The following is a 19,682-nucleotide window of genomic DNA, read 5'->3' as shown; positions in this document are numbered from 1 at the left end:
AAAAATGATGAACTTATTTCTCATTGTAAATGTGAAGAGTCCTTAGTTGGTGACCCTGGGCAGCTAGATTGTCCTTGGTGTGGTTGTGGCTGGCTTTTTTCATGCACTAAATGTCGGAAGGCGTTCACTTTTGCAGAAGCGAAAGAGATAGATAAAACATGGGAAGAGTTAGCAAGAGAAGACTTGCTGGGGTACAGCGGTAAAGAGCCTGAATTAGAGGATATAAATAACTGGATTGATTGTATGCAAAACATGATGAGCCATATAGAAGCTGGTAAAACATATATTTATCTGGATGGCTGCTTTATTCCTGCTGATGAGGAAAACTTTGAATTCGAAGGCTGGAAGTCAAAGCACAACTTTTATAAAACTCCTCAAGTAATCGCTCTAAAAGATAAAGATATAATTGATGAGGTATTATCGAACCCTCAATATTGGGAAGAAAATGCCATTCAAGAGCAATGAATTTAACAAGCGCATGCACATGACCTTCGGCAACAGCCACCTTTTGTGCATGCGCACAAAAGCCGCCAGTTACCTCGGCCTGTGACGCGGGCGTTATACCCACTTAGGATCGCATGAGCATTAAAATAAAAATCTACCTGGGATTTCTTTTGGTTCTTTCCACTGGCGCACTTACTATGACTGCTGGATATCCCAAAATTTACTCTCCTTATTCATTTACCGTAGTTATTCCGGTATTCATGCTTTATGCTTTAGCCTTACCAGGTCCATTATTGTTGTTATTAGCCTCTTTGCCCAACGCGCTTCTTTTCTTGCTCAGTGCGCGCTCAACAGCACATGAAAATTTCAAAATCAGTCGTTTATTTACTGGTGTTAGCGTTTTACTGGTTTTGTTCTCACTAATATTTTTGTTTGTTTCTTACGATTACGGTATTCAATATCAGGGCTTACAGCACACCCTGTTTATGTATTTGTTTAACGGCATTTTCATCGTTTCACTTATTGCAGCCTATATTGTTAATTACCGAAAACCTAGTTTGAACAACTCTTTGGTATTTAGGATATTGCTTTTTTGCTGGCTTGGTTGGTGCGCGTTCCCATGGTTAGGCGAATTGATATAGTGGGTATAACAAACACATTATGTTCATTCGCTTCGCTCATTGGGACGCATACTCGCTGGCTGGCGCTTCGCGCAAGTATAGCCAGCAAGCCTGCGCCCCATATGTGAAACGTTAAGTGTCATGAGAACTGAAACCAAAACTCAAGAGTGGTTCTTGAAAGATCCGAGAACCAAAAAGTGGATTAGACAGTGTGCGGCTTGCGGGCAGTATGGCATAGATCCTAAAACGCCGGACAATATTCCCAAAGCAAACTTTGAGAATATGTTCCCCGTGATGAATTTGGATGATCGTGGCTTATGTCAGTTTTGTGCGCCAAGGTTTAAGTGATGTGCATTAACCAAACACTTAACAAGCGCCTAAAACATCGCGGCCTGCGGCCGCTGGACTCGCAACAAGTTGCTCGCCGTTTAGGCGAGCGTTATGCAACTCAAGGAACTTGAACATGGATGACCCTATTCAAAACTTAGATAAAATCGATATCGTTGGAGAGAGAAATGATGGTGGTGTCGATTTGGTAATTGTAGTGTCAAGTGCACTAACGGATTCTGATTATCACGAACAACTCCTAAAGACGAAGATTCAAGGTTATACGGATAATATCTTCTCCGATGAATGGATCTCAAAGTATGGACAGGGCAATAGCCATATTTACATCAAAGCGCAAGAAATGCCCGGCCAAGATATGATCAATTTAATAGGTGCAATTAAAAAGCATCTGAAGGAATTCAATATTGATTTGTGGCTGGAAGTTGCATAACAAATTAAAGCAGCGGAAAACCACTCGCTGCGCTCGCGTTTTCCGCTGTTTAAAGCGTTATATTTCAAGGAGGATTTTTGAAAACACTGAGGTTTTTTTACGATAACCCTATCACTTGGGTCGTTTTTCTAGCTCTCCTTCAAGTGTCTGTAGCCTTCTATGTTCAGCCGAGCGCTGAAAAATTAGTAAATGAGCAAGCTCTTTATGAAAAGATTCTATCCGACACACAAGGTAATACTGAACTAGTTGAATTATTCAAATCGCAACAATCGTTAATAGATAGCAAAAACGAGATGATAGTAGCTTCTCTTGATTTTCAAAAAGCAGTAGGTGGTATTTCTGCTTTAATTTTGGTGGTTTACTTATTTGTGTTGTTTCGTCGAGCTAGGAGGTGAGCAGTAATGAAATATAACAAGTTGCTTAATCTCGTTCGTAAACTCACTGGGAAAATTACTGCTGGCCGTTCCGGCCAATACGCAGTATTTTCCCATTAGCAAAGCGTTATAAGCCATGAGGTCATATGATCGGTAACTGGGAAGATTTTGGTAGAGACGAGCCGACTCGTTATTTTGAATTTGCAACTTCTTATCTAAAAGCAAGCGAAGATGTTTGTAAAAGGATGAATGCCCTTGAGGAAGAAAATTCTTGGTCTAACGCAAGTGTCACATTAATGCTTGCTGCGCATTCTGTAGAACTATTCATCAAAGGAGCATTAATTATAAGGGGCTATCAGGACGCTTGGGGTCACACCATTGATGACCTGTATGATAAATATAAAATAACCTTTCCTGAGGAATATTTTCATTTTGATTGTCCTTTTGTGACTGAATACGTTGGTTTTGGCTCGGAAGAAATAGCGATAAAAAAGAAGACTAAACACCCTCAAGCTAGTGTTGTTTTTCGTTATCCGCTTAACAAACCCGGTTTAGAATGGGATGCAGTTCATGGTTTTGAAGCAAATGGTTTTCTCTCAATTTTATCTGAGCTTGGCAATAATTATAATCGGCTCAAAGAGTCGTTAAATGGCTTATAACAAGCCAATGTTGTTCAGCCAGCACGCTGGCTTGGGAAAATTACTCGCTGCCACTTCGTGGCAAAACACTCGCAATTTCCCCCAATTGGGGTGTTATATAACACAGGGAATCAAGTGCTCAACGAAGAATCAACTGAATCAATCGCAATAATAAAATCAGATGCTAAGAAAGCTATCTGGTTGCTATTGATCCTAAATGTTTTTGTGGCGCTTCTAGCTTTTGGTGGTGAACGAGAGCTTGTTATCGTTGCACTTTTCGTTCAAGTAGCAATATTATTGCTGTGGTTGTTACCAGTGTTTTTGTATCAAGTTTTAATTAAGAAACAGGATTTAGCGGTTTCTATATGGCGCGCTTTAGCATCATACAAAAACCTCATGGGGCAAGTTCAGTGGCCGTAGTGTTATATAACAAGTTGCCTAAGTTCGCCGCAAAGGCGCGGCTGGGACAACTACTCACTGGGCTTCGCCCAACAACGTTCGCATTTGCCCATTGGCAAAGCGTTATGTGTAAAGGGAATTAAATGTCAGATTCAACTAAATTAGGAAAGTTTGTAAACTTTCTTTCTATTGCTTTAGCTATATTTTCTATCGTAGATATTGCTTATTACTTGGTTACATTCAATATAGGATTTCCTGTATTAAAAAGTTTAGGTCTTTTCTCTATATCTATATTCCTATACCTATCGATTAATAAACCTAACCTTTTTCAAGCTAAAGGTTAACGTGGCAAGTTTTACACATAACAAGTTGCCTAAAATCGCCGCAAACAACACGGCTGGGACAAATACTCACTGGGCTTCGCCCTACAACGTTCGCATTTGCCCATTGGCAAAGCGTTAAATGCCCAATTTGTATAATCTGGAAAATTGAGAACATGGCGGTAATTTCTTGTTAATAATCAATCCAAAAAGAATAAATGAAACAATTGAGGTTAAGCCTTTTTGGTACAACTATTATGCCGGCTACTCGCATACATTTACTCAGAAAATAATAGAGTCGGCAAAGCTTTCCGAAGGTGCTGTTATTTTGGATCCATGGAATGGTGCCGGAACTACAACACTTATGTCTTCTGTGAATGGATTTCAATCAATGGGCATAGATCTAAACCCAGTGATGAGAGTGATTGCGACAGCAAAACAAGCCACAAAAGATAATCTTGAATTCGTAACGAACCGACTAAGTATGATAAATGCGAATATCAGGGTATTAATCAGGAATGATGATCCATTAGGTGATTGGTTTAATGTCAAAGCAATAGAATCAATTCGTAAGATAGAGAAATGTATTCTGGGCGAATATCTATATACATCGACGACTGAGAAAGTTCTTAGTCTAACGCCTGCTCAGTGCCTAATGTATACGGCACTGTTCAATTGTGTTAGAACCTACCTAACTAATTTTATACCAAGTAACCCAACGTGGATAAAAAAGCCTAAAAGCCACGCAGAGAAGGTAGATATTTCTTGGGCGAAATTTAAAAGGCAGTATGTCTCCTACGTCAAGGAAATGATTGACGGAATTTCGGCTGTTGAGCATGAATGGTCGCAAACCATTTCCAACATTACTATAGGCTCTTCTACAAGTCTTCCTATCAAAAGTTCATCTATTGATTTCGTACTAACTTCTCCTCCTTATTGCACGAGAATCGACTATGGGGTCGCAACTTTGCCTGAATTATCGATTTTATGCGTTAATGGAGAGGGTGAGGTTGATGCGATTAGGCGAAAATTAATGGGGACTACTACCGTTCCAAAAAGCATTGAAGGCAAAGAAAGCGGTCTGCCTCGCAAGTGTGTCAAATTTTTAGATGGCGTTAAGTCACATGATTCAAAGGCTTCTAAAACTTACTATTACAAAAATTTAGTTCAATATTTTTTCGATTTAAATTTATCAATGAAAGAGATTGATAGAGTACTAAAAAACAATTCCAAGTTTATTTGTGTTGTCCAAGATTCATATTACAAAGACCTTCATTGCGATCTGCCAAAAATTGTGATTGAAATGGCTGAAATGCTTCGCTTGAAGTTGCTAGAAAACATAGAGTTTGAGAGCAAAAGAAATATGGCAAACCTAAAAAATAAACAATATAGAAGTAAAAGTGTAGCATTTGAAAATGTTTTAATATTTGAGAAGGGTTAACCGAATGGACAATGATCAATTAATTCTGTCTCTTGAGAAGAGCGTAGAAAAAGTACATACCCAAAGCCTTGATTTATCATTTAATGAGCTTCTTGACATGTATATGGACGGAGAGTTGGATATAAATCCTGACTATCAGCGGCTTTTCAGATGGACGCAAGGGGCGCAATCGCGGTTTATTGAATCTCTTTTATTAGAAATGCCTGTTCCTCCGATTTACGTTGTTGAATCAGATGAAGGACGCTACCAGTTAATAGATGGTTTACAAAGATTTTCTTCATATTTACATTTAAGAGGTGAATTAGAAGCTAAGCATTTGGATCCTGAGATTAACGTCGGTGATTTTCTGAAATTACAAGAATGTGACATTGTAGAAGATTTAAATGGACTTGTTTACGACGAATTACCTACTTCTCTAAAAATTAGGTTAAAACGTGCTTTTGTAAGAGTAGAAGTGGTAAGGAAAGGTAGTGATAGTAAATTTCGTTACCATATGTTCAAGCGATTAAATACTGGTGGCGAAGAATTAACAGCTCAACAGCTTAGAAACTGCACCATACGTATGCTAGATCCAACATTTATAGACTTTGTGATTCAAAAGAGCAAGTCTCTAGATTTCCAAGAATGTATTTCCAATATATCTAAGCAGCAGGGATTAGGATCATTTGATCAAGAGTTAGTTTTGAGATATTTTTCGCTCAAAAACTATAAGCATAAATTTGTTCATGATGTGGCGGATTTCTTGACGGAATATATGGAAGCAGTTTCTGATCCAGAAAATACCGAAATCACATTTGATTATGTGGAAGAGGAACGTGTATTTGATAAATTATTTTTAATTTTAAAAAAATCTTTAGGTGATAAATCTTTTGGAAGAGTTGGAAGAAGTGGCATTCAATCTAATTTTTCGGTTTATCATTACGAAGGCATATGCACAGGCCTATTAAGTAAAATAGATTGCATTGATCCTGAAGACGAAGCTCATATTGAAAGCCTGAAGACTAAGATAGAAGAATTAAAATCAGATCATGAGTTTATCGCTGTAACCACAGGTGGAGGTAAAAACTCCCCCGGCCCCCTTAACAGAAGAGTGCAACTGGTTATTGACAAGCTTGCGGAATTCCCGCTATGAGCCTAGAGCATTTTCAATTACAGCTTGAGTCTGAGCGGGAGTGGCGAGAAGAAGAGCTTAGATTTCTGGATAATAATCAAAGAGCAATGGTAGATGAGAGCGCTAGAAAAAAAATTCGCCGCTCGATGCTTTGTCTGGTTTATGCGCATATAGAAGGGTTTGTTCAATTTGCATTTTCTTTATATATTGATGAAATAAATAAAATCGAATTAACTTGCTCGCAAGTTAAGCCTGTGATCGCTGCGGCTACCTTACATCGAGAGTTTATTGCACTCCAGAACAAAGATAAAAAAAGTACTATTTTTCGCAAGACGCTTCCAGATGAAGCTAATTTGCACCGCCTGTCTAGACAAGTCGAATTTGTGGAGAATATTTCAGACTTTCAAAACCACTCAGTTTTCATCCCCGAGGGTTACGTGAGTACCGATAATAATATTGGCCAACAGGTTTTAGAGAAAATTCTATATCAAGTTGGGTTAGAGTATAAAGACCTCAAAGATATTTACTCACCACTCAATAGATTGCTAAATGTGAGAAATGATATTTCTCATGGGAAAAGAAGGCAGGGAATCGATGACAAGGAATATCAAGAGTTTATTGCGTGCTGTAAATCAGTTATCGGCGGGGTTTCAAGAAGGCTTACCACTGCTTATGGGCGGAAAGATTTTTTGCTTGCGAGCTAAGCATTTAACAAAGCGTTGCACCGGACGAGCCGGTGAGCGCGGCGTTAGGCAATTCAATGAGAGGTTTCATGAACGCATTAAGAATATTTTCTGTTATTACTGTTGGTATATCGCTAGCTGCATGTTCCGAAAATTCATCTTCGCTTTTATCAACTCCAAAGGATGAGGCCGTCTGTATTGATCTATTGAAGGAAGTTGTTCCTAGTCCTGATGGACTTGTGATTAATCGTGTCGAGCGCACAGAAGGCAAAGCCAGCCTGAATGATTTGAAAAAGTTGTATAGCAAGCGGTTTAATGGCGATATTCCGGCAGGTACTAAAGAGCTTCTTGATTTATATGAGAGAGATAATATTGATGTATCTCGGACATTTGTTAATCTTGATGTGACATATGACGGCAGAATCGGAAAAGTACGGGAAAATGTTCTATGTCAGTATCTTAATTACGACATGAAAAAAGAGCTAATTTCATTTACGTTTCAAAATCAGGATATTGAACAAGACAAATTCCTAAATTTGTTCTTAATGCGTAAAAGGCCATCTGGTCTAGATTCTGGTTACAGAATTCGGTAATGGTCTGTCATGTTATTAAATATAAGCGTGAAGTGGCCTAACAATCGCAGGCACGGCGACGTCTTTTCCATTGCGGCGGTGCCTACATTCCAAAGCCGCGCATGCTGCGGGCGTTAGAGTTCGAGGGTTTATGAAAAGGATGTTTTACAAATGCTCAGTAGACGGCCCATCAGATATTGAACTTGTTAATTTGGCAAAAGCACAAGAAATAACGAGTCAGTATATAAAAAATCAAAAGGACTTTTACGAAGATGCGGATCTAGCAATACTTGAATCGATGTTTGGGTTCCATGAAACATCAAGTGATTTTATCGAGATATCAATTGATTCAAAAGTGGATTACAGGATTCGGCTAGAATGCAAAGTACCCAAGTCACTCTGGTTTATCTCATACAGTTCTCTTTATCAAAAGGAGTATAAGTTGAACTCACCAGAAAAATTGAACGCTATTGTGGGTCAGTTTTTCGCGCATGATGTTTTAGGCTTCAAAGCGTATTTCGACAATTTAAACTATGAGATTTCGCCTCCTTTGAGGTTCAGTTGAGGGACTCTAACAAACACATTATGTTCATTCGCTGCACCCCATATGTGAAGCGTTATGCCCCAAGAGGACATCATGGATAAATACATCATCACGAAAACCGAGATAGAGGAATATGACGGAATAGAGAAAACTCATTTTCTGAATCCGAATGCTCAAAGAATCAATAAATCATTAGGCGATCTGACTGGATTAAAAAGTATTGGTTTTCACATCATCGAAATAGAGCCAGGTAAAGAATCAACAGAGTTTCATAAACATTATCACGAAGAGGAATGTGTTTTCATTCTTGAGGGCGAAGCACAATCGACAATAGGCGATCAGGTTGCACCGGTAAAAGCCGGTGACTTTATTGGCTATCGAGCAGGTGGGGAAGCCCACAAACTATACAACAACGGCAAATCCACACTTCGTTGTATTGTTGTTGGTCAAAGGCTACCACACGATGTAGCTGATTATCCGAATCAGAAAAAACGTATCTTTAGACACGAAGGCTTGAAATGGAATCTCGTGGACATTGAAAGCATTAGTGAGCCAAATGCAGGTAAAAAGGCGTAACAAGGTGGTGTTGTTCGCCACTTCGTGGCTGGGACGGCGTTATATTTCAAGGACGAGTAGAGCTCAAATATTTATGTAAGTGGTTGTTGGCACAGTGATTTATTTAATTTTTAAAAACAAACATCATAATGAAATATAACAAGCGCATAAAGTGAAGTGAATGCTAACCGCTTGCTCGGTTCCGCTGCGCTCGCGTTTTTCGTTGTTTAGGTGTTAGCAGCCAGTCGTTATCAGGAGGGTAAATTGAGCAATACAGAATATCCAATTAAGGGCTCGTGTCAGTGTGGCAATGTCCAATATGAACTATTGGAGCCACCTTTGTTGGTCGCTGCCTGTCATTGTAAGGAATGTCAAAAATTATCCACCAGTGCATTTAGCATAACTGCAATGGTAAAAACCGATAGTGTTAAGTTTCAAGGTGAAATGAAGAGCTGGAGCCGAGTGGCTGATAGCGGTAATACAAGCGGTGCAAAGTTCTGCCCAACCTGTGGAAATAGAATTTATCATTTTGACCCTAATCAGCCAGATAAATTAAAGCTCAAGCCTAGCAACTTGTCAGACACTAGCATCATCAATCCGACGATTCATGTCTGGGTAAGCGAAAAGCAAAGTTGGTTTCAAATCCCTGAGGGAGTTAAGGTTTTTGATAAACAGCCCTAGAAAGGGCAACGAGCAACATCATCAGATTCGCGTTAAAGGATACGGCTATGTCTCGAGTGTTTAGGAAACTGCGCTTACCATCATTAATGGACGGTAAAATCCAAAGATATTTCTGCTACACGTGTGGTGAAATATTGCTCATTGTCATCGGTATTCTAATTGCTCTTCAGCTTAATAACTGGAAGGTGGCTCGCGTCGGCTAATTGTCCTTGCTGGCGGCGGTAAAACTATTGGAGAAGTTTATGAGTTCAAAATTGAATAAGGCGTCGGGTCAATGTTTATGTGGGGTGATCAAATTTGAAATAAATGGAGAGATGTCGTCGTTTCATATTTGTTATTGTTCTAGATGTCGGCACTCTACAGGTTCTGCCCATGCGTCGAACATTTTTGCCCGGCCTGAGAATATTACTTGGCTGTCGGGTAAAGAAAATATACAACGCTTCGAGCTGGAATCGGCTAAAAGCTGGACAAAGCAGTTCTGTAAAAATTGTGGCTCTAGCGTGCCATATATAAACCGAGCAGCTACATTTTTAGTGGTACCCGCGGGCAGTCTTGATGAAGATATCCCCATCACACCAGATGATAGAATCTTTTGCGAGGATAGATGTACCTGGGTTGAGAGTATCCAGAATAGCCCCGAATTTCCGGCGCTCCCGGGTAAGTTTTAAAAACAAGAGATAGTTTGTTTCCGCTCAGCGGAAGTCTACCAGGCTGCTTGCTCACCCGTTATTCAGGACGCGTCGATGCAAGTTGTCGCATTCTTTAATGTTTAGGGGGCACTAACTGTGTGGGGCAACTTGGTGTTGGGATCTAAAAGGAATCGTCATGAGTTTATCAATCCATATTAATTTTAACGGTCAATGCCAAGAGGCCTTTGAGTTTTATGCAGAGCATCTGCATGGAACCATTGGCACAATGCTGTCGTATAAAAACTCCCCTGTCTCGGCAACGCAGCCAGCTGATTGGCAGAATAAAATTGTTCACGCCAATATTTTGATCAAAGACATTGAGTTAGCCGGTGCGGATGTAAAACCTGAGCAATACCAACAGCCCACAGGTTTTAATTTACTACTGGGTTGCAGTTCAGAGAACGAAGTTAACACGATGTTTGACTTACTTAGCGCAGGAGGACAAGTTATTTTAGCGCCCCAAACCACCTTCTGGTCAGCACGTTATGCCATTGTTATTGACCGCTTTGGTGTTCCCTGGAAACTTAACTGCGGCACATAGACATCTGTTAACAATCGTTGCAAAGTATGGACGCAATATTCGTACTGAGTGGCATTAAAGGACAATAAAATGTTAATTGAAATTATTACCCATACTCCGTTGTGGGTATTTGGTTTATTGGTATTGTTGGTCTATTTAGGGTGGCAGCAAAGTCGCGAGCGTGTCGTCAATAAATATGTGATATTCCTTCTCCCTGTTGGCATGGTGGCGCTTTCTTATTTTGGGATGTTAAGCAGTTTTGGGCCTAATTTTTTACCTATAACTTTGTGGCTAGTCAGCCTGTTGGTTACTGCGTTGATCGTTGTTACTTGCTTCACCGTGCATGGGGTTACCTATGATAGCAACCAAGCCAGGTATACGATTCAGGGAAGTTGGTTTCCGTTTGGATTAATGATGGCGATATTTTTCACTAAATACGCGGTTGGTGTTGTGTCTGCGCTGAGTCCGGATATGGTAAACAATCAAATCTTTATTGTACTTTGCAGTCTGTTATACGGAATATTTAGCGGTATATTCATGGCTAGAGCATATTCTATCTGGCATGTAAGCCGGAACAATGTTGTCGGCCTAACATAAAAAACTATCACGGAGATGATGATGATAACCAATATTGAGGAGTTTTTTATCAACGGATGTGGTCGGTGCGATCGCTTTGCTACACCTGATTGTTCAATCAAACAATGGGACTCGGGCCTTAAGAAACTCCGTCAAATTTGCCAGAATTTAGCCTTGGTCGAGACGGTAAAATGGGGGCATCCATGCTACCTGCATGGTGGCCGTAACATTGTCCTTATTGGGGCTTTTCGGCATGACTTTCGGCTGAGCTTTTTTAACGCAGCATTGCTTACTGATCCGCAAAAAGTATTGGAAAAACAAGGACCCAATACCCGTCATCCCGACATGATCCGCTTTACCGCCAATGATCAAGTCGCAGCAATGGAAGCGGTTATCATTAGTTACATACAAGAGGCTATGGGCTATGCCGAAGCGGGCATTAAGCCGCCCAAAGAGCCCGACACCCTCGAGTATCCCGATGAACTGATTGACGCTTTGGATGCTGATCCTGAGTTGGCAGAGGCTTTTCACGTGCTTACACCGGGTCGGCAGAAAAGTTATGTAATAAATATCAATTCTGCCAAAAAAGCCGAGACACGTATCGCTCGCATTGCCAAATTCCGCGATAAAATTTTTACCGGCAAAGGGGCGACTGAACGCTGAATCTTTAACCCAGTGGATTCATATTCTGTTGGCACTCGTTTTTATATGAGTTTGCTGTACTAACACGGTGCCATAAGAAAATGCACTATACGCCCGAGTAAATAGATAAATTCCTGCTATTATTTTGTATGAAATATCTTGTCAAACAACATGTTAACTAAAGGAAACAGAATGGACGGTTTTTATAGTATTTTCTCTTGGGGTTCTCCTGTAGGGGTTGGTATTTTTTTATTTTTAGGTTGCGCTGGGGCTGCGGTCTTTTTTTGGGGCCTGTCCTTACTAAACAAACAAAAATCTTAGTGTATTGATATCAGGCACCCCGATTGTGCTCAGAGGCCGATATTATCAAATACCTGCTGCGCATGTTGCGCAGTCGTTAGTGCATTAATTTTTCATGTAAATGGCTTGAATCATATCTGATTCAGTGGCTGGCATTTGGTGGATAACACGATCCGGCGCGTTGCTATAGTGTTCATTTACTCGGGTGGTTGAATGTGTTGTTGAGCCAAATATGGCCATTGCGTATAAACTGGTGGCCAATACAACGATTTTAGCTGAGGTGCTTTTTAACATACATACTCCAATATTGCTGTTATAACATCAAATAACAAAATATGTGCCAGTTACGAAAGGCCGCTATTTTAAAGGGCTGCACGCTTGTTTAAGTCATTGGTTTGCAAAATAACTGTCTGAGAAATAAGACAGTCCTCGAAATGAAAACCCATGTGAACGCCGGTCTGCCGGTATTTCCAGGTGATTAAGCCCGTCGTAGAAAAGAGACAGCAGATAAACGCAAGTGATATTGTTGATTGGGGGAAGCAATAAGGAGAAGGCATTATGCAGGCAGATTTAGACAATGCGGGCATCGTCATCCGTATGGCCACAGTGGAAGACTTGCCTGCATTAATTAAGGTGGGCGACAGGTTGTTTGACTATCCTTTACAGCCCGACAGCGCCACCGAATTCTTCAGCGATTCTCGTCATCATCTGGTCATTGCTGTTTGTGAGCAAAATATTATTGGTTTTGCCTCTGCTGTTCACTACGTGCATCTGGATAAACAGGCCAGATTATTTATTAATGAGGTTTGTGTGTTACCTGAGTACCGTAATCTCGGAGTTGCCACAGCATTAATTGCCTTTTTGAACGAGTTTGCTCAACAACTGGAGTGCAGTAGTGCGTGGCTAGTGACTGAATCGTCCAATTTAACTGCCCAAAACGCCTATTGCGCGGTTGGAGGTCAAAAAGATGAAGCGGTCTTGCTATACCGTTTTACGTTTGACTAGTTCAACCGACTTTGGATTAAAATAACGTTATGTGTATCAACAGGTTATCGATTAGTTATGTGTGAATTATTGGGCATGTCTGCCAATGTGCCAACGGATATTTGCTTTAGTTTTAAAGGCCTGCGTGAGCGTGGTGGACGAATCGGTCCGCACAAAGACGGCTGGGGTGTGGCATTTTATGAAAACAAAGGGTTGTGCATTTTTAAAGACCCGCTGCCCAGCTATGAATCGGAAATAGCTCGCTTAATATCGGACTACCCCATTAAGAGTAAAGCGGTGATTGCTCATGTCAGACAAGCCAACCGTGGCCGGATTGGCATGGAAAACACCCATCCATTTAGTCGCGAATTATGGGGGCGCAACTGGACCTACGCACATAACGGACAATTGCATGGTTATCAGAATTTGCCGGTCGATCGCTTTACTCCAGTAGGCACCACCGACAGCGAGCGAGCTTTTTGTTATTTGCTTAGTTTACTGGACAAGCGCTTTCCCAAGCGTCCCGCTAAACGTCGTTCGGCATTCAATTTTTTACGTCGCGAAGCGAATAAACTGCGTGAGTTTGGTATTTTTAATATGCTGATCTCCGACGGTGAATATTTGCTGGCCTTTTGTTCCACTAAATTGCAATGGATCACTCGCAGAGCCCCTTTTGGGGTGGCGCATCTATCCGATATTGATGTGGATATCGATTTTGCCAAAGAAACCACACCGCATGATGTGGTGACGGTAATTGCCACCGAACCACTCACGGCCAACGAGCAATGGCACAAAATGCAACCAGGCGAAGGACAGTTGTTCCGCTTTGGGGAGCCAATCTAAAATCAGAAATAATTCCATTAATAAAAGTTAATGTTTTGATTGGTCGCGTTATTATTGGTTAACCAGTTACAGGCACATCTTGCGGATCGAAAAATGAATATTGTTAACGTTCAATGGCTACAGCAACACTTAGATGACCCAGATCTGGTGATTCTGGATGCCAGTATGCAGCCGGTTGGGTTTTCTATAGCGAGCAGCACTGATGTGATCCCCGGTGCTCTGCGTTTTGATATTGATCACGTATTTAGCCAGCAAGATTCACCGTTGCCTCATACCATGCTGCCCCCGGAACAGTTTGAGTTACTTATCCAAGCAATGGGTATCGGTGCTGATTCACGCATTGTGATTTACGATAATGTGGGAGTGTACTCCTCACCACGTGCCTGGTGGATGTGTAAAGTCATGGGCTTGAGCAATGTGGCGGTATTAAATGGTGGCTTACCGGCATGGGTTGAAGCGGGATTACCCATCACAAACCAATACCGACAAAATGAGTTGCATTCGACATTTAAACCCTTATTCGATGCGGATAAATTAGTCACATGCCAGCAAGTGTTGGCGGCGATTGAACAACCGGAAACCCGAATCATTGACGCCCGTTCAGCGGGTCGCTTTGATGGTAAAGAACCAGAACCCCGAGAAGGCTTGCGCTCTGGTCATATCCCCGGCTCGATTAATATTCCGTTTATATTGTGTGTCGAAAACGGTCAATTACATCCATCGGAGAAACTGCGAGCGTTATTTAATGCAGCGAATATCAAAGCGGATTATCGCCTGATTTTTAGTTGTGGTTCAGGGGTGACCGCGTGCATCCCCATGTTAGCGGCTTATTTGTGTGGATTTCAGCATTTGGCACTTTATGATGGTTCGTGGGCTGAATGGGGCGCTAATGCCGATTTACCTATTGAATCTGATCGGTAGTGATGAACAGCACAGATTGGTATTGGAAAAATATTGGCGATGCACTGTTGGCATCCAGTGTACTGCAACAGATTAAACAGGCCGTTATCGAACAGTTTCCTGATGCGGCACATGATCCTGATATTGGTGTGTTTTGGCGACAAAATTCGGATAACGGATTGCACTGTGATGTGAACGTTTACTTCTGTCCTAAGTTAACCAAAATAGCGGGTGAACTGGATGCGAAACGCTGTGATAAACCGATATTGGCCGGTCTGGAATGTTTAATCGGTGGTTGCGATGAGTTAACTCGCTAAATCATGTTACTTGGAATCTGCAATGGAAATAAAAAACGCTCAATTTGAACTAATTCAGGCTCAGGAAAGTGATCTCGATTTTATGCTTCAATTACGAAAAGCCACCATGGTTGAGCATTTGCAACAAGCCGGTGTGTTTTTAACCGATGAACAGCACAGGACACGGGTAGCCCATCAATTTGATCACAGTTTTATTATTCATCACAACGATAATAAAGTCGGCATGATTAAATATGTGGAGGCCGAAACGCATATTAAAATTCTACAAATTCAAATATTCCCGGATTTTCAGGGGCAAGGGTTAGGTCGTCAGGTGCTCAATTATTTTATTCAACAGGTAAGACAGCAGAATAAAAGCTTGAGTCTGACGGTACTCAAAGATAATCCAGCCCAGCAGCTATATCAGCGACTGGGATTTGCTTATGTGGGGGAGGATGATCTGGAATTCCATATGGAGCTCGAATAAGCATTAGTCTTACGCGTTGTCAGTGGGCTTGTTTTCGGCTCTTTTAACTCGAATCTTATTGGCGTCCAGCTTATAGGCATTAAGGGTCATCATGGCGGCTTTGGCCTCGCCTGGATTAGGCATTTCAACAAAAGCAAAGCCTTTGGATTTGCCGGTGGCGTTGTCCATGACCAGATTACAGGATTGCACTACTCCATGGCCTTCAAACAAGGTTTTAATGGCGGCTTCGTCGGTATTACGATCAAGATTACGGACTAATAATTTCATCTTTATATTCGGTTTGCGGATTAGGCTAAGTAGCATAGCATTTATCGCTATAAACTACGTCTTTTACTCAAAACAGACTCACGATATTTGAGTTAGTGCAAAGTCTATTGCAGCATTGGTATGAATGATGGTGGTATCAAAAAGGGCTGCTGAGGTATCGTTATCATCAATCAATAGCCCAATTTCGGTACATCCCAAAATAATACCTTGTGTACCTTGAGCAATAAGCTTATCAATACAGTTTAGATAATATTGCTTAGACTCTTGTGTAATTACGCCCTGACACAATTCCTGGAAAATAATTTGGTGAACCCTATCTTGTTCATTCATGGCAGGAACGATGGTATCGATGCCATGTTGCTGGAGCCTGTCTTTAAAGAAAGGTTTTTGCATAGTGTAAGCTGTGCCTAATAGTCCAACCTTGCTGAGGTTTTGGGCTTGTATGGCAGTTGCCGTGGCATCGGCAATATGGATTAAGGGTATATTCACGGTCTGTTCAATGGCAGGTGCCACAATATGCATGGTATTGGCACCTATTAACAGGCAGTCGGCACCGGCAGCTTGTAAACCTTTGGCAGCGTGACAGAGTATTTGGGCGCTCGCATCCCAGTCATCGCGTCTTTGTAATTCTTCAATTTCAGCAAAATCTACTGAATGCATAATTAACTTGGCAGAATGAAATCCACCCAGTCTGGACTTAATTCCCTGATTGATTAACCGATAGTAATTTAAGCTGCTTTCCCAACTCATTCCACCAAGCAGTCCAATGGTTTTCATTTAATATCTCCTGATTATTGAGGTAAAAATTGTCGTTCACGTCTTAAAAAAACGGTTTAACCGATATACAGTGTACTCACTGAGATTGATCATTTAAACAGCAAGGGAAGGGTTATGACAGAACAATATATTACGTTAAGTCAGGCAGATGAGCGGGCAAAAACCAATGCATTAATTGCCTATGTGCTGATGCTAGTCGGTCTTTTTACCGGTATTTTTTGGTTAATAGGCGGTATATGGGCAATCGTCAAACGAGAAGAAGCACGCAATACTTTGTTTGCTGATCATTATGACAATATTAGCACCACTTTCTGGTGGGTAATTGGGTTATCGATTCTGGGGGGTATACTGACAATATTGGGTATTGGCATACTGATTTTAATCATAACGGGTATTTGGGGAGTTTTTAGGGTGGTTAAAGGCTTGGCCAAGCTTACGTCAAATAAGTCTTACCAGGGATAATCAATGACCTTTCGTGTCCATTATTTGCAGCATGTGCCCTTTGAAGATTTGGGCAGTATGCATTCGATTTTGCAAAATATGGGCTGCCAAATCACTGGTACCCGCTTGTTCGAATCGGTTCAATTACCTGCGCTAGAAGATATCGATTGGCTGATCGTGATGGGAGGGCCGATGGGGATCAGCGACGAGACTGATTACCCTTGGCTGCAAGCAGAAAAGCAATTTATTAAACAGGCTATTGATGCGCAAAAGCGTGTGCTGGGTATTTGTTTAGGCGCTCAGTTGATTGCCGATGTTTTGGGCGCCAGTGTTACCAGTAATACTTATAAAGAAATTGGTTGGCATAAAATAAGATTGTCGGCCGAAGCCGAATTAAGCTGGTTGGCAGAGGTCTTTCCGGCCAATTTAGAGGTATTTCATTGGCATGGTGATACCTTTTCCACCCCGGGCGGAGCGATTGCACTGGCATCCAGCGAGGCTTGTTTAAATCAGGGCTTTGTCTACCTTGATCGGGTGATCGGCTTGCAATTTCATCTGGAAACCACCCCGCAGAGTGCCGCCGCACTCATTCAACATTGCATCCATGAATTGGATGGTACTGATTATGTGCAAAGTGCCGCGCAAATGTTGGCCGATTCAGACAAATTTGTGACCATCAACCAGATTATGGAAAAGTTACTCCTCCGCTTCGCGCAAGATAATTAATCATCAAACAGACACTCAATAAAACGACGGGCGGCGGGTGAATCTGGTCGTTCACGATAATTTAAAAAAGTTAAGGGTCTGCCGAGCGTTTTTTGATCCGGCAATGAAACAGGCATGAGTCGCTGTAGCGTAATCAAGTCCTCAACGACCGCCAGTGGCAACATCGCCAACCCCATTCCTTGTACTACCGAATGAGCAATTGCTTCGTTACTACCCAATTGAATACTGTGTTGGGGAATAATCTGATGTTTCGCCAGTAGTGAGAGCGTTGTTTCCAGCGTACCCGAACCGGGCTCACGTACTAACCAGGTTTGATTATTTAACCACTTGGTAGAAATGTCATTACCGGTAATATTGGGACTCGCGACCACGATTAACGGATCGAATTGCCAATGAATAGCATCAATTCTGGGATCGCTTACCGTACCTTCTACCAACGCCAGATCAATGGTGCAATCAAGCAAAGCCTGACTGATGGTTTGGGTGTTAGCGACTATCACTTCAAGCTTAATATCGGCGAATCGCTGATGGAATTCAGCCAGATAGGGGGCTAACCAATATGCGGCAATGGTGGTGCTGGTGCCAATTACTAACGTGCCTTGTTTTAGTCCGGTATGGGCATGAAGTCCATCTAAAGCGGCTTGCTCAAGGGCGAAAATACTGCGTGCGTGCTCAATTAACATGGCACCACCATCAGTTAATTGCAGCTTTTTACCCCGCACTCCCCGTTCAATTAGCCTTAGATTGTGTTGTTCTTCTAACTCACGCACCGCTTTAGATACCGCAGGCTGACTAATAAATAATTGCTCCGCAGCCAGCGAAAAGCTACCGGTGTTAACCACAGTGTAGAAAATTCGTAAGTGATGCAGATTTAATTTCATAACTTAAAGTTATCCAAGCATAAATTATATGTATTGGAGTTATATAGTATCAGTCTTTAGGCTAAACGGGTAAATCAAACCATGTATGAGCCTTGTCATGAATACAAAAGTAGCCAGTGTCGCCATCAACGAGTTTAACTCTGTCATTTATTCTAATGGGGTTCGCGGTGTGTTGCTGGTGGCGTTAATCGCTATCGTTGCGATTGGTACTGCGCAGCTTAAATGGGTCACAGACTGGGGGTTAAGTGCGCTGACGTTAGCGATTATTTTTGGCATGATTTTAGGTAATACACTCTTTAGCCGCATAGAAGCTCAAACCGATGTTGGTGTGGACTTTTCGAAGCAGACATTGTTACGCATTGGTATTATTTTGTACGGTTTTAGAATTACCTTTCAACAAATTGTCGGCGTCGGCTGGACAGGGTTACTGATCGATTTAACGATGGTGCTGACGACATTGACCCTGGCGCTTAATTTAGGCACAAAATGGTTCAAGCTGGATCGGCAAACGGTTATTTTAATCGGAGCCGGAAGCTCATTCTGCGGTGCTGCAGCAATATTAGCCACTGAACCGGTCATCAAGGCTGAGGCGCATAAAGTATCGGTTGCTGTGGCAACTGTGGTGGTATTCGGTACGGTTGCGATGTTTTTGTATCCTGTGGTTTTTCCCTATCTTCATTTTAGTGAACAGGCTTATGGCGTCTGGGTTGGTTCAACGGTGCATGAAGTAGCCCAAGTGGTGGGGGCGGGGGCAGCAATTAGCGACACGGCAGCGAATACGGCGGTTATCGAAAAAATGTTGCGAGTGATGATGTTAGCGCCATTTTTAATGTTGCTGGCTGTGCGCGGCATGCCAGTAAAGTCGGATAAAACAGTAAATCGTGGTCTATCGAACAATATCATTCCGTGGTTTGCGGTATTGTTTATTGTCACCAGTGGCTTAAATTCGCTGAATTGGTTACCTGACGCCCTCGTAAACATGATTGTGCAACTCGATACGTTGCTACTCGCCATGGCCATGGCGGCACTAGGATTACGCACTCATATTGGAGCGATAAAGCACGCAGGTGCTAAACCATTGTTACTAGCCGCCTGTTTATTTTTATTTTTAACCTTAGGCGGTTACATCATCAATCTGCTGATAACCAGGTTACTGGGATAAGTTTATCCTTGAAGGTGTGTGGATAGATTGA

At 41.8% G+C, this 19,682-nt stretch carries 29 protein-coding genes; 25 read left to right on the top strand and 4 right to left on the bottom strand.

Annotation, left to right across the window (positions count from 1 at the left end; all coding sequences use genetic code 11):
* From ACTD55_RS09530 to ACTD55_RS09450, 17 genes are all read left to right on the top strand, one after another.
* Positions 1–465: hypothetical protein (locus tag ACTD55_RS09530; RefSeq protein ID WP_438864097.1), on the top strand; the 465-nt coding region annotated here is incomplete at its 5' end.
* Positions 466–578: 113 nt separating this feature from the next.
* Entirely contained in the window at positions 579–1,085 is a 507-nt protein-coding gene (locus ACTD55_RS09525) for a hypothetical protein (protein ID WP_438864096.1), read from the top strand.
* A gap of 442 nt (positions 1,086–1,527) precedes the next feature.
* A complete protein-coding gene (locus ACTD55_RS09520) occupies positions 1,528–1,842 on the top strand; it encodes a DUF6572 domain-containing protein (RefSeq protein WP_438864095.1) in 315 nt (104 codons plus the stop codon).
* Positions 1,843–1,919: 77 nt separating this feature from the next.
* Positions 1,920–2,237, top strand: a complete 318-nt coding sequence (locus tag ACTD55_RS09515) for a hypothetical protein (RefSeq protein WP_438864094.1) — start codon at positions 1,920–1,922, stop codon at positions 2,235–2,237.
* 125 nt (positions 2,238–2,362) lie between these two features.
* Positions 2,363–2,875, top strand: a complete 513-nt coding sequence (locus ACTD55_RS09510; RefSeq protein ID WP_438864093.1) for a hypothetical protein — start codon at positions 2,363–2,365, stop codon at positions 2,873–2,875.
* Between the two features lie 114 nt (positions 2,876–2,989).
* Positions 2,990–3,274: a hypothetical protein gene (locus ACTD55_RS09505; RefSeq protein ID WP_438864092.1), complete on the top strand. Its 285-nt coding sequence runs from the start codon at positions 2,990–2,992 to the stop codon at positions 3,272–3,274.
* Positions 3,275–3,396: 122 nt separating this feature from the next.
* Entirely contained in the window at positions 3,397–3,597 is a 201-nt protein-coding gene (locus tag ACTD55_RS09500) for a hypothetical protein (RefSeq protein WP_438864091.1), read from the top strand.
* Between the two features lie 166 nt (positions 3,598–3,763).
* Positions 3,764–5,014 (top strand): hypothetical protein, encoded by a 1,251-nt coding sequence (locus tag ACTD55_RS09495; RefSeq protein ID WP_438864090.1) that lies wholly within the window; start codon positions 3,764–3,766, stop codon positions 5,012–5,014.
* A 4-nt stretch (positions 5,015–5,018) separates the two neighbouring features.
* Positions 5,019–6,146, top strand: a complete 1,128-nt coding sequence (locus tag ACTD55_RS09490; protein WP_438864089.1) for a DUF262 domain-containing protein — start codon at positions 5,019–5,021, stop codon at positions 6,144–6,146.
* Positions 6,143–6,829, top strand: a complete 687-nt coding sequence (locus tag ACTD55_RS09485; protein ID WP_438864088.1) for an MAE_28990/MAE_18760 family HEPN-like nuclease — start codon at positions 6,143–6,145, stop codon at positions 6,827–6,829. Before ACTD55_RS09490 ends, ACTD55_RS09485 begins: the two co-directional genes overlap by 4 nt.
* A 68-nt stretch (positions 6,830–6,897) precedes the next feature.
* A complete protein-coding gene (locus ACTD55_RS09480) occupies positions 6,898–7,401 on the top strand; it encodes a hypothetical protein (RefSeq protein WP_438864087.1) in 504 nt (167 codons plus the stop codon).
* A 616-nt stretch (positions 7,402–8,017) separates the two neighbouring features.
* Positions 8,018–8,500, top strand: coding sequence for a cupin domain-containing protein (locus tag ACTD55_RS09475; RefSeq protein ID WP_438864086.1), 483 nt, complete (start codon positions 8,018–8,020; stop codon positions 8,498–8,500).
* A gap of 243 nt (positions 8,501–8,743) precedes the next feature.
* A complete protein-coding gene (locus ACTD55_RS09470; RefSeq protein WP_438864085.1) occupies positions 8,744–9,160 on the top strand; it encodes a GFA family protein in 417 nt (138 codons plus the stop codon).
* Positions 9,161–9,402: 242 nt separating this feature from the next.
* The gene (locus ACTD55_RS09465; protein WP_438864084.1) at positions 9,403–9,828 is read left to right on the top strand and encodes a GFA family protein; all 426 of its coding nucleotides are present in this window, start codon (positions 9,403–9,405) and stop codon (positions 9,826–9,828) included.
* Between the two features lie 157 nt (positions 9,829–9,985).
* Complete coding sequence (locus ACTD55_RS09460; RefSeq protein WP_438864083.1) at positions 9,986–10,390, top strand: VOC family protein; 405 nt, start codon at positions 9,986–9,988, stop codon at positions 10,388–10,390.
* A 48-nt stretch (positions 10,391–10,438) separates the two neighbouring features.
* Positions 10,439–10,966, top strand: coding sequence for a DUF6622 family protein (locus ACTD55_RS09455; RefSeq protein ID WP_438864082.1), 528 nt, complete (start codon positions 10,439–10,441; stop codon positions 10,964–10,966).
* A gap of 21 nt (positions 10,967–10,987) precedes the next feature.
* Complete coding sequence (locus ACTD55_RS09450) at positions 10,988–11,608, top strand: YdeI/OmpD-associated family protein (RefSeq protein WP_438864081.1); 621 nt, start codon at positions 10,988–10,990, stop codon at positions 11,606–11,608.
* 384 nt (positions 11,609–11,992) lie between these two features.
* Here the strand turns inward: ACTD55_RS09450 and ACTD55_RS09445 are convergent, their stop codons facing one another.
* Positions 11,993–12,181 (bottom strand): hypothetical protein, encoded by a 189-nt coding sequence (locus tag ACTD55_RS09445; RefSeq protein ID WP_438864080.1) that lies wholly within the window; start codon positions 12,179–12,181, stop codon positions 11,993–11,995.
* Positions 12,182–12,445: 264 nt separating this feature from the next.
* Between ACTD55_RS09445 and ACTD55_RS09440 the strand changes: the two genes are divergently transcribed.
* The 5 genes from ACTD55_RS09440 to ACTD55_RS09420 all read left to right on the top strand — a co-directional run bounded on the left by ACTD55_RS09440 (position 12,446) and on the right by ACTD55_RS09420 (position 15,397).
* A complete protein-coding gene (locus tag ACTD55_RS09440) occupies positions 12,446–12,892 on the top strand; it encodes a GNAT family N-acetyltransferase (RefSeq protein ID WP_438864079.1) in 447 nt (148 codons plus the stop codon).
* 57 nt (positions 12,893–12,949) lie between these two features.
* The gene (locus tag ACTD55_RS09435) at positions 12,950–13,714 is read left to right on the top strand and encodes a class II glutamine amidotransferase (protein ID WP_438864078.1); all 765 of its coding nucleotides are present in this window, start codon (positions 12,950–12,952) and stop codon (positions 13,712–13,714) included.
* A gap of 93 nt (positions 13,715–13,807) precedes the next feature.
* Positions 13,808–14,635 carry a 3-mercaptopyruvate sulfurtransferase gene (sseA, locus tag ACTD55_RS09430; RefSeq protein ID WP_438864077.1) on the top strand — a complete coding sequence of 276 codons (828 nt, stop codon included), beginning with the start codon at positions 13,808–13,810 and terminating at the stop codon, positions 14,633–14,635.
* A gap of 2 nt (positions 14,636–14,637) precedes the next feature.
* Positions 14,638–14,931 (top strand): hypothetical protein, encoded by a 294-nt coding sequence (locus ACTD55_RS09425; protein WP_438864076.1) that lies wholly within the window; start codon positions 14,638–14,640, stop codon positions 14,929–14,931.
* A 22-nt stretch (positions 14,932–14,953) separates the two neighbouring features.
* A complete protein-coding gene (locus ACTD55_RS09420) occupies positions 14,954–15,397 on the top strand; it encodes a GNAT family N-acetyltransferase (protein ID WP_438864075.1) in 444 nt (147 codons plus the stop codon).
* Positions 15,398–15,406: 9 nt separating this feature from the next.
* On the opposite strand, the gene ACTD55_RS09415 is transcribed toward ACTD55_RS09420, so the two are convergent.
* Together ACTD55_RS09415 and ACTD55_RS09410 are read right to left on the bottom strand one after the other, a co-directional pair.
* Positions 15,407–15,664 carry an RNA recognition motif domain-containing protein gene (locus ACTD55_RS09415; RefSeq protein ID WP_438864074.1) on the bottom strand — a complete coding sequence of 86 codons (258 nt, stop codon included), beginning with the start codon at positions 15,662–15,664 and terminating at the stop codon, positions 15,407–15,409.
* A 78-nt stretch (positions 15,665–15,742) separates the two neighbouring features.
* A complete protein-coding gene (locus ACTD55_RS09410; RefSeq protein ID WP_438864073.1) occupies positions 15,743–16,441 on the bottom strand; it encodes an aspartate/glutamate racemase family protein in 699 nt (232 codons plus the stop codon).
* A 114-nt stretch (positions 16,442–16,555) separates the two neighbouring features.
* On the opposite strand from ACTD55_RS09410, the gene ACTD55_RS09405 reads away from it, so the two are divergent.
* Both ACTD55_RS09405 and ACTD55_RS09400 read left to right on the top strand, forming a co-directional pair.
* Positions 16,556–16,903: a DUF4870 family protein gene (locus tag ACTD55_RS09405; RefSeq protein WP_438864072.1), complete on the top strand. Its 348-nt coding sequence runs from the start codon at positions 16,556–16,558 to the stop codon at positions 16,901–16,903.
* A 3-nt stretch (positions 16,904–16,906) separates the two neighbouring features.
* The gene (locus ACTD55_RS09400) at positions 16,907–17,608 is read left to right on the top strand and encodes a type 1 glutamine amidotransferase (RefSeq protein ID WP_438864071.1); all 702 of its coding nucleotides are present in this window, start codon (positions 16,907–16,909) and stop codon (positions 17,606–17,608) included.
* Here ACTD55_RS09400 and ACTD55_RS09395 read toward each other — a convergent pair.
* On the bottom strand, positions 17,605–18,489 hold the full coding sequence (locus ACTD55_RS09395) for a LysR family transcriptional regulator (RefSeq protein ID WP_438864070.1): 885 nt from the start codon (positions 18,487–18,489) through the stop codon (positions 17,605–17,607). The two genes, ACTD55_RS09400 and ACTD55_RS09395, sit on opposite strands and share 4 nt — an antisense overlap.
* Positions 18,490–18,586: 97 nt before the next feature.
* On the opposite strand from ACTD55_RS09395, the gene ACTD55_RS09390 reads away from it, so the two are divergent.
* On the top strand, positions 18,587–19,651 hold the full coding sequence (locus ACTD55_RS09390) for a YeiH family protein (RefSeq protein ID WP_438864069.1): 1,065 nt from the start codon (positions 18,587–18,589) through the stop codon (positions 19,649–19,651).
* Positions 19,652–19,682 lie beyond the last annotated feature (31 nt).

It is taken from the genome of Neptunicella sp. (assembly GCF_048268085.1).
Taxonomy (GTDB): domain Bacteria; phylum Pseudomonadota; class Gammaproteobacteria; order Enterobacterales; family Alteromonadaceae; genus Neptunicella.
Note: the sequence above shows the minus strand (reverse complement) of the source record. Positions and strands in the feature narration are given on the sequence as shown.

Excerpts from the sequence above, each read along its gene's own strand:
- ACTD55_RS09525 (WP_438864096.1), top strand. The coding sequence starts at position 579 with ATGAGCATTAAAATAAAAATCTACCTGGGATTTCTTTTGGTTCTTTCC.
- ACTD55_RS09520 (WP_438864095.1), top strand. The coding sequence starts at position 1,528 with ATGGATGACCCTATTCAAAACTTAGATAAAATCGATATCGTTGGAGAG.
- ACTD55_RS09510 (WP_438864093.1), top strand. The coding sequence starts at position 2,363 with ATGATCGGTAACTGGGAAGATTTTGGTAGAGACGAGCCGACTCGTTAT.
- ACTD55_RS09500 (WP_438864091.1), top strand. The coding sequence starts at position 3,397 with ATGTCAGATTCAACTAAATTAGGAAAGTTTGTAAACTTTCTTTCTATT.
- ACTD55_RS09490 (WP_438864089.1), top strand. The coding sequence starts at position 5,019 with ATGGACAATGATCAATTAATTCTGTCTCTTGAGAAGAGCGTAGAAAAA.
- ACTD55_RS09485 (WP_438864088.1), top strand. The coding sequence starts at position 6,143 with ATGAGCCTAGAGCATTTTCAATTACAGCTTGAGTCTGAGCGGGAGTGG.
- ACTD55_RS09480 (WP_438864087.1), top strand. The coding sequence starts at position 6,898 with ATGAACGCATTAAGAATATTTTCTGTTATTACTGTTGGTATATCGCTA.
- ACTD55_RS09475 (WP_438864086.1), top strand. The coding sequence starts at position 8,018 with ATGGATAAATACATCATCACGAAAACCGAGATAGAGGAATATGACGGA.
- ACTD55_RS09465 (WP_438864084.1), top strand. The coding sequence starts at position 9,403 with ATGAGTTCAAAATTGAATAAGGCGTCGGGTCAATGTTTATGTGGGGTG.
- ACTD55_RS09460 (WP_438864083.1), top strand. The coding sequence starts at position 9,986 with ATGAGTTTATCAATCCATATTAATTTTAACGGTCAATGCCAAGAGGCC.
- ACTD55_RS09450 (WP_438864081.1), top strand. The coding sequence starts at position 10,988 with ATGATAACCAATATTGAGGAGTTTTTTATCAACGGATGTGGTCGGTGC.
- ACTD55_RS09445 (WP_438864080.1), bottom strand. The coding sequence starts at position 12,181 with ATGTTAAAAAGCACCTCAGCTAAAATCGTTGTATTGGCCACCAGTTTA.
- ACTD55_RS09440 (WP_438864079.1), top strand. The coding sequence starts at position 12,446 with ATGCAGGCAGATTTAGACAATGCGGGCATCGTCATCCGTATGGCCACA.
- ACTD55_RS09435 (WP_438864078.1), top strand. The coding sequence starts at position 12,950 with ATGTGTGAATTATTGGGCATGTCTGCCAATGTGCCAACGGATATTTGC.
- sseA (WP_438864077.1), top strand. The coding sequence starts at position 13,808 with ATGAATATTGTTAACGTTCAATGGCTACAGCAACACTTAGATGACCCA.
- ACTD55_RS09425 (WP_438864076.1), top strand. The coding sequence starts at position 14,638 with ATGAACAGCACAGATTGGTATTGGAAAAATATTGGCGATGCACTGTTG.
- ACTD55_RS09420 (WP_438864075.1), top strand. The coding sequence starts at position 14,954 with ATGGAAATAAAAAACGCTCAATTTGAACTAATTCAGGCTCAGGAAAGT.
- ACTD55_RS09415 (WP_438864074.1), bottom strand. The coding sequence starts at position 15,664 with ATGAAATTATTAGTCCGTAATCTTGATCGTAATACCGACGAAGCCGCC.
- ACTD55_RS09410 (WP_438864073.1), bottom strand. The coding sequence starts at position 16,441 with ATGAAAACCATTGGACTGCTTGGTGGAATGAGTTGGGAAAGCAGCTTA.
- ACTD55_RS09405 (WP_438864072.1), top strand. The coding sequence starts at position 16,556 with ATGACAGAACAATATATTACGTTAAGTCAGGCAGATGAGCGGGCAAAA.
- ACTD55_RS09400 (WP_438864071.1), top strand. The coding sequence starts at position 16,907 with ATGACCTTTCGTGTCCATTATTTGCAGCATGTGCCCTTTGAAGATTTG.
- ACTD55_RS09395 (WP_438864070.1), bottom strand. The coding sequence starts at position 18,489 with ATGAAATTAAATCTGCATCACTTACGAATTTTCTACACTGTGGTTAAC.
- ACTD55_RS09390 (WP_438864069.1), top strand. The coding sequence starts at position 18,587 with ATGAATACAAAAGTAGCCAGTGTCGCCATCAACGAGTTTAACTCTGTC.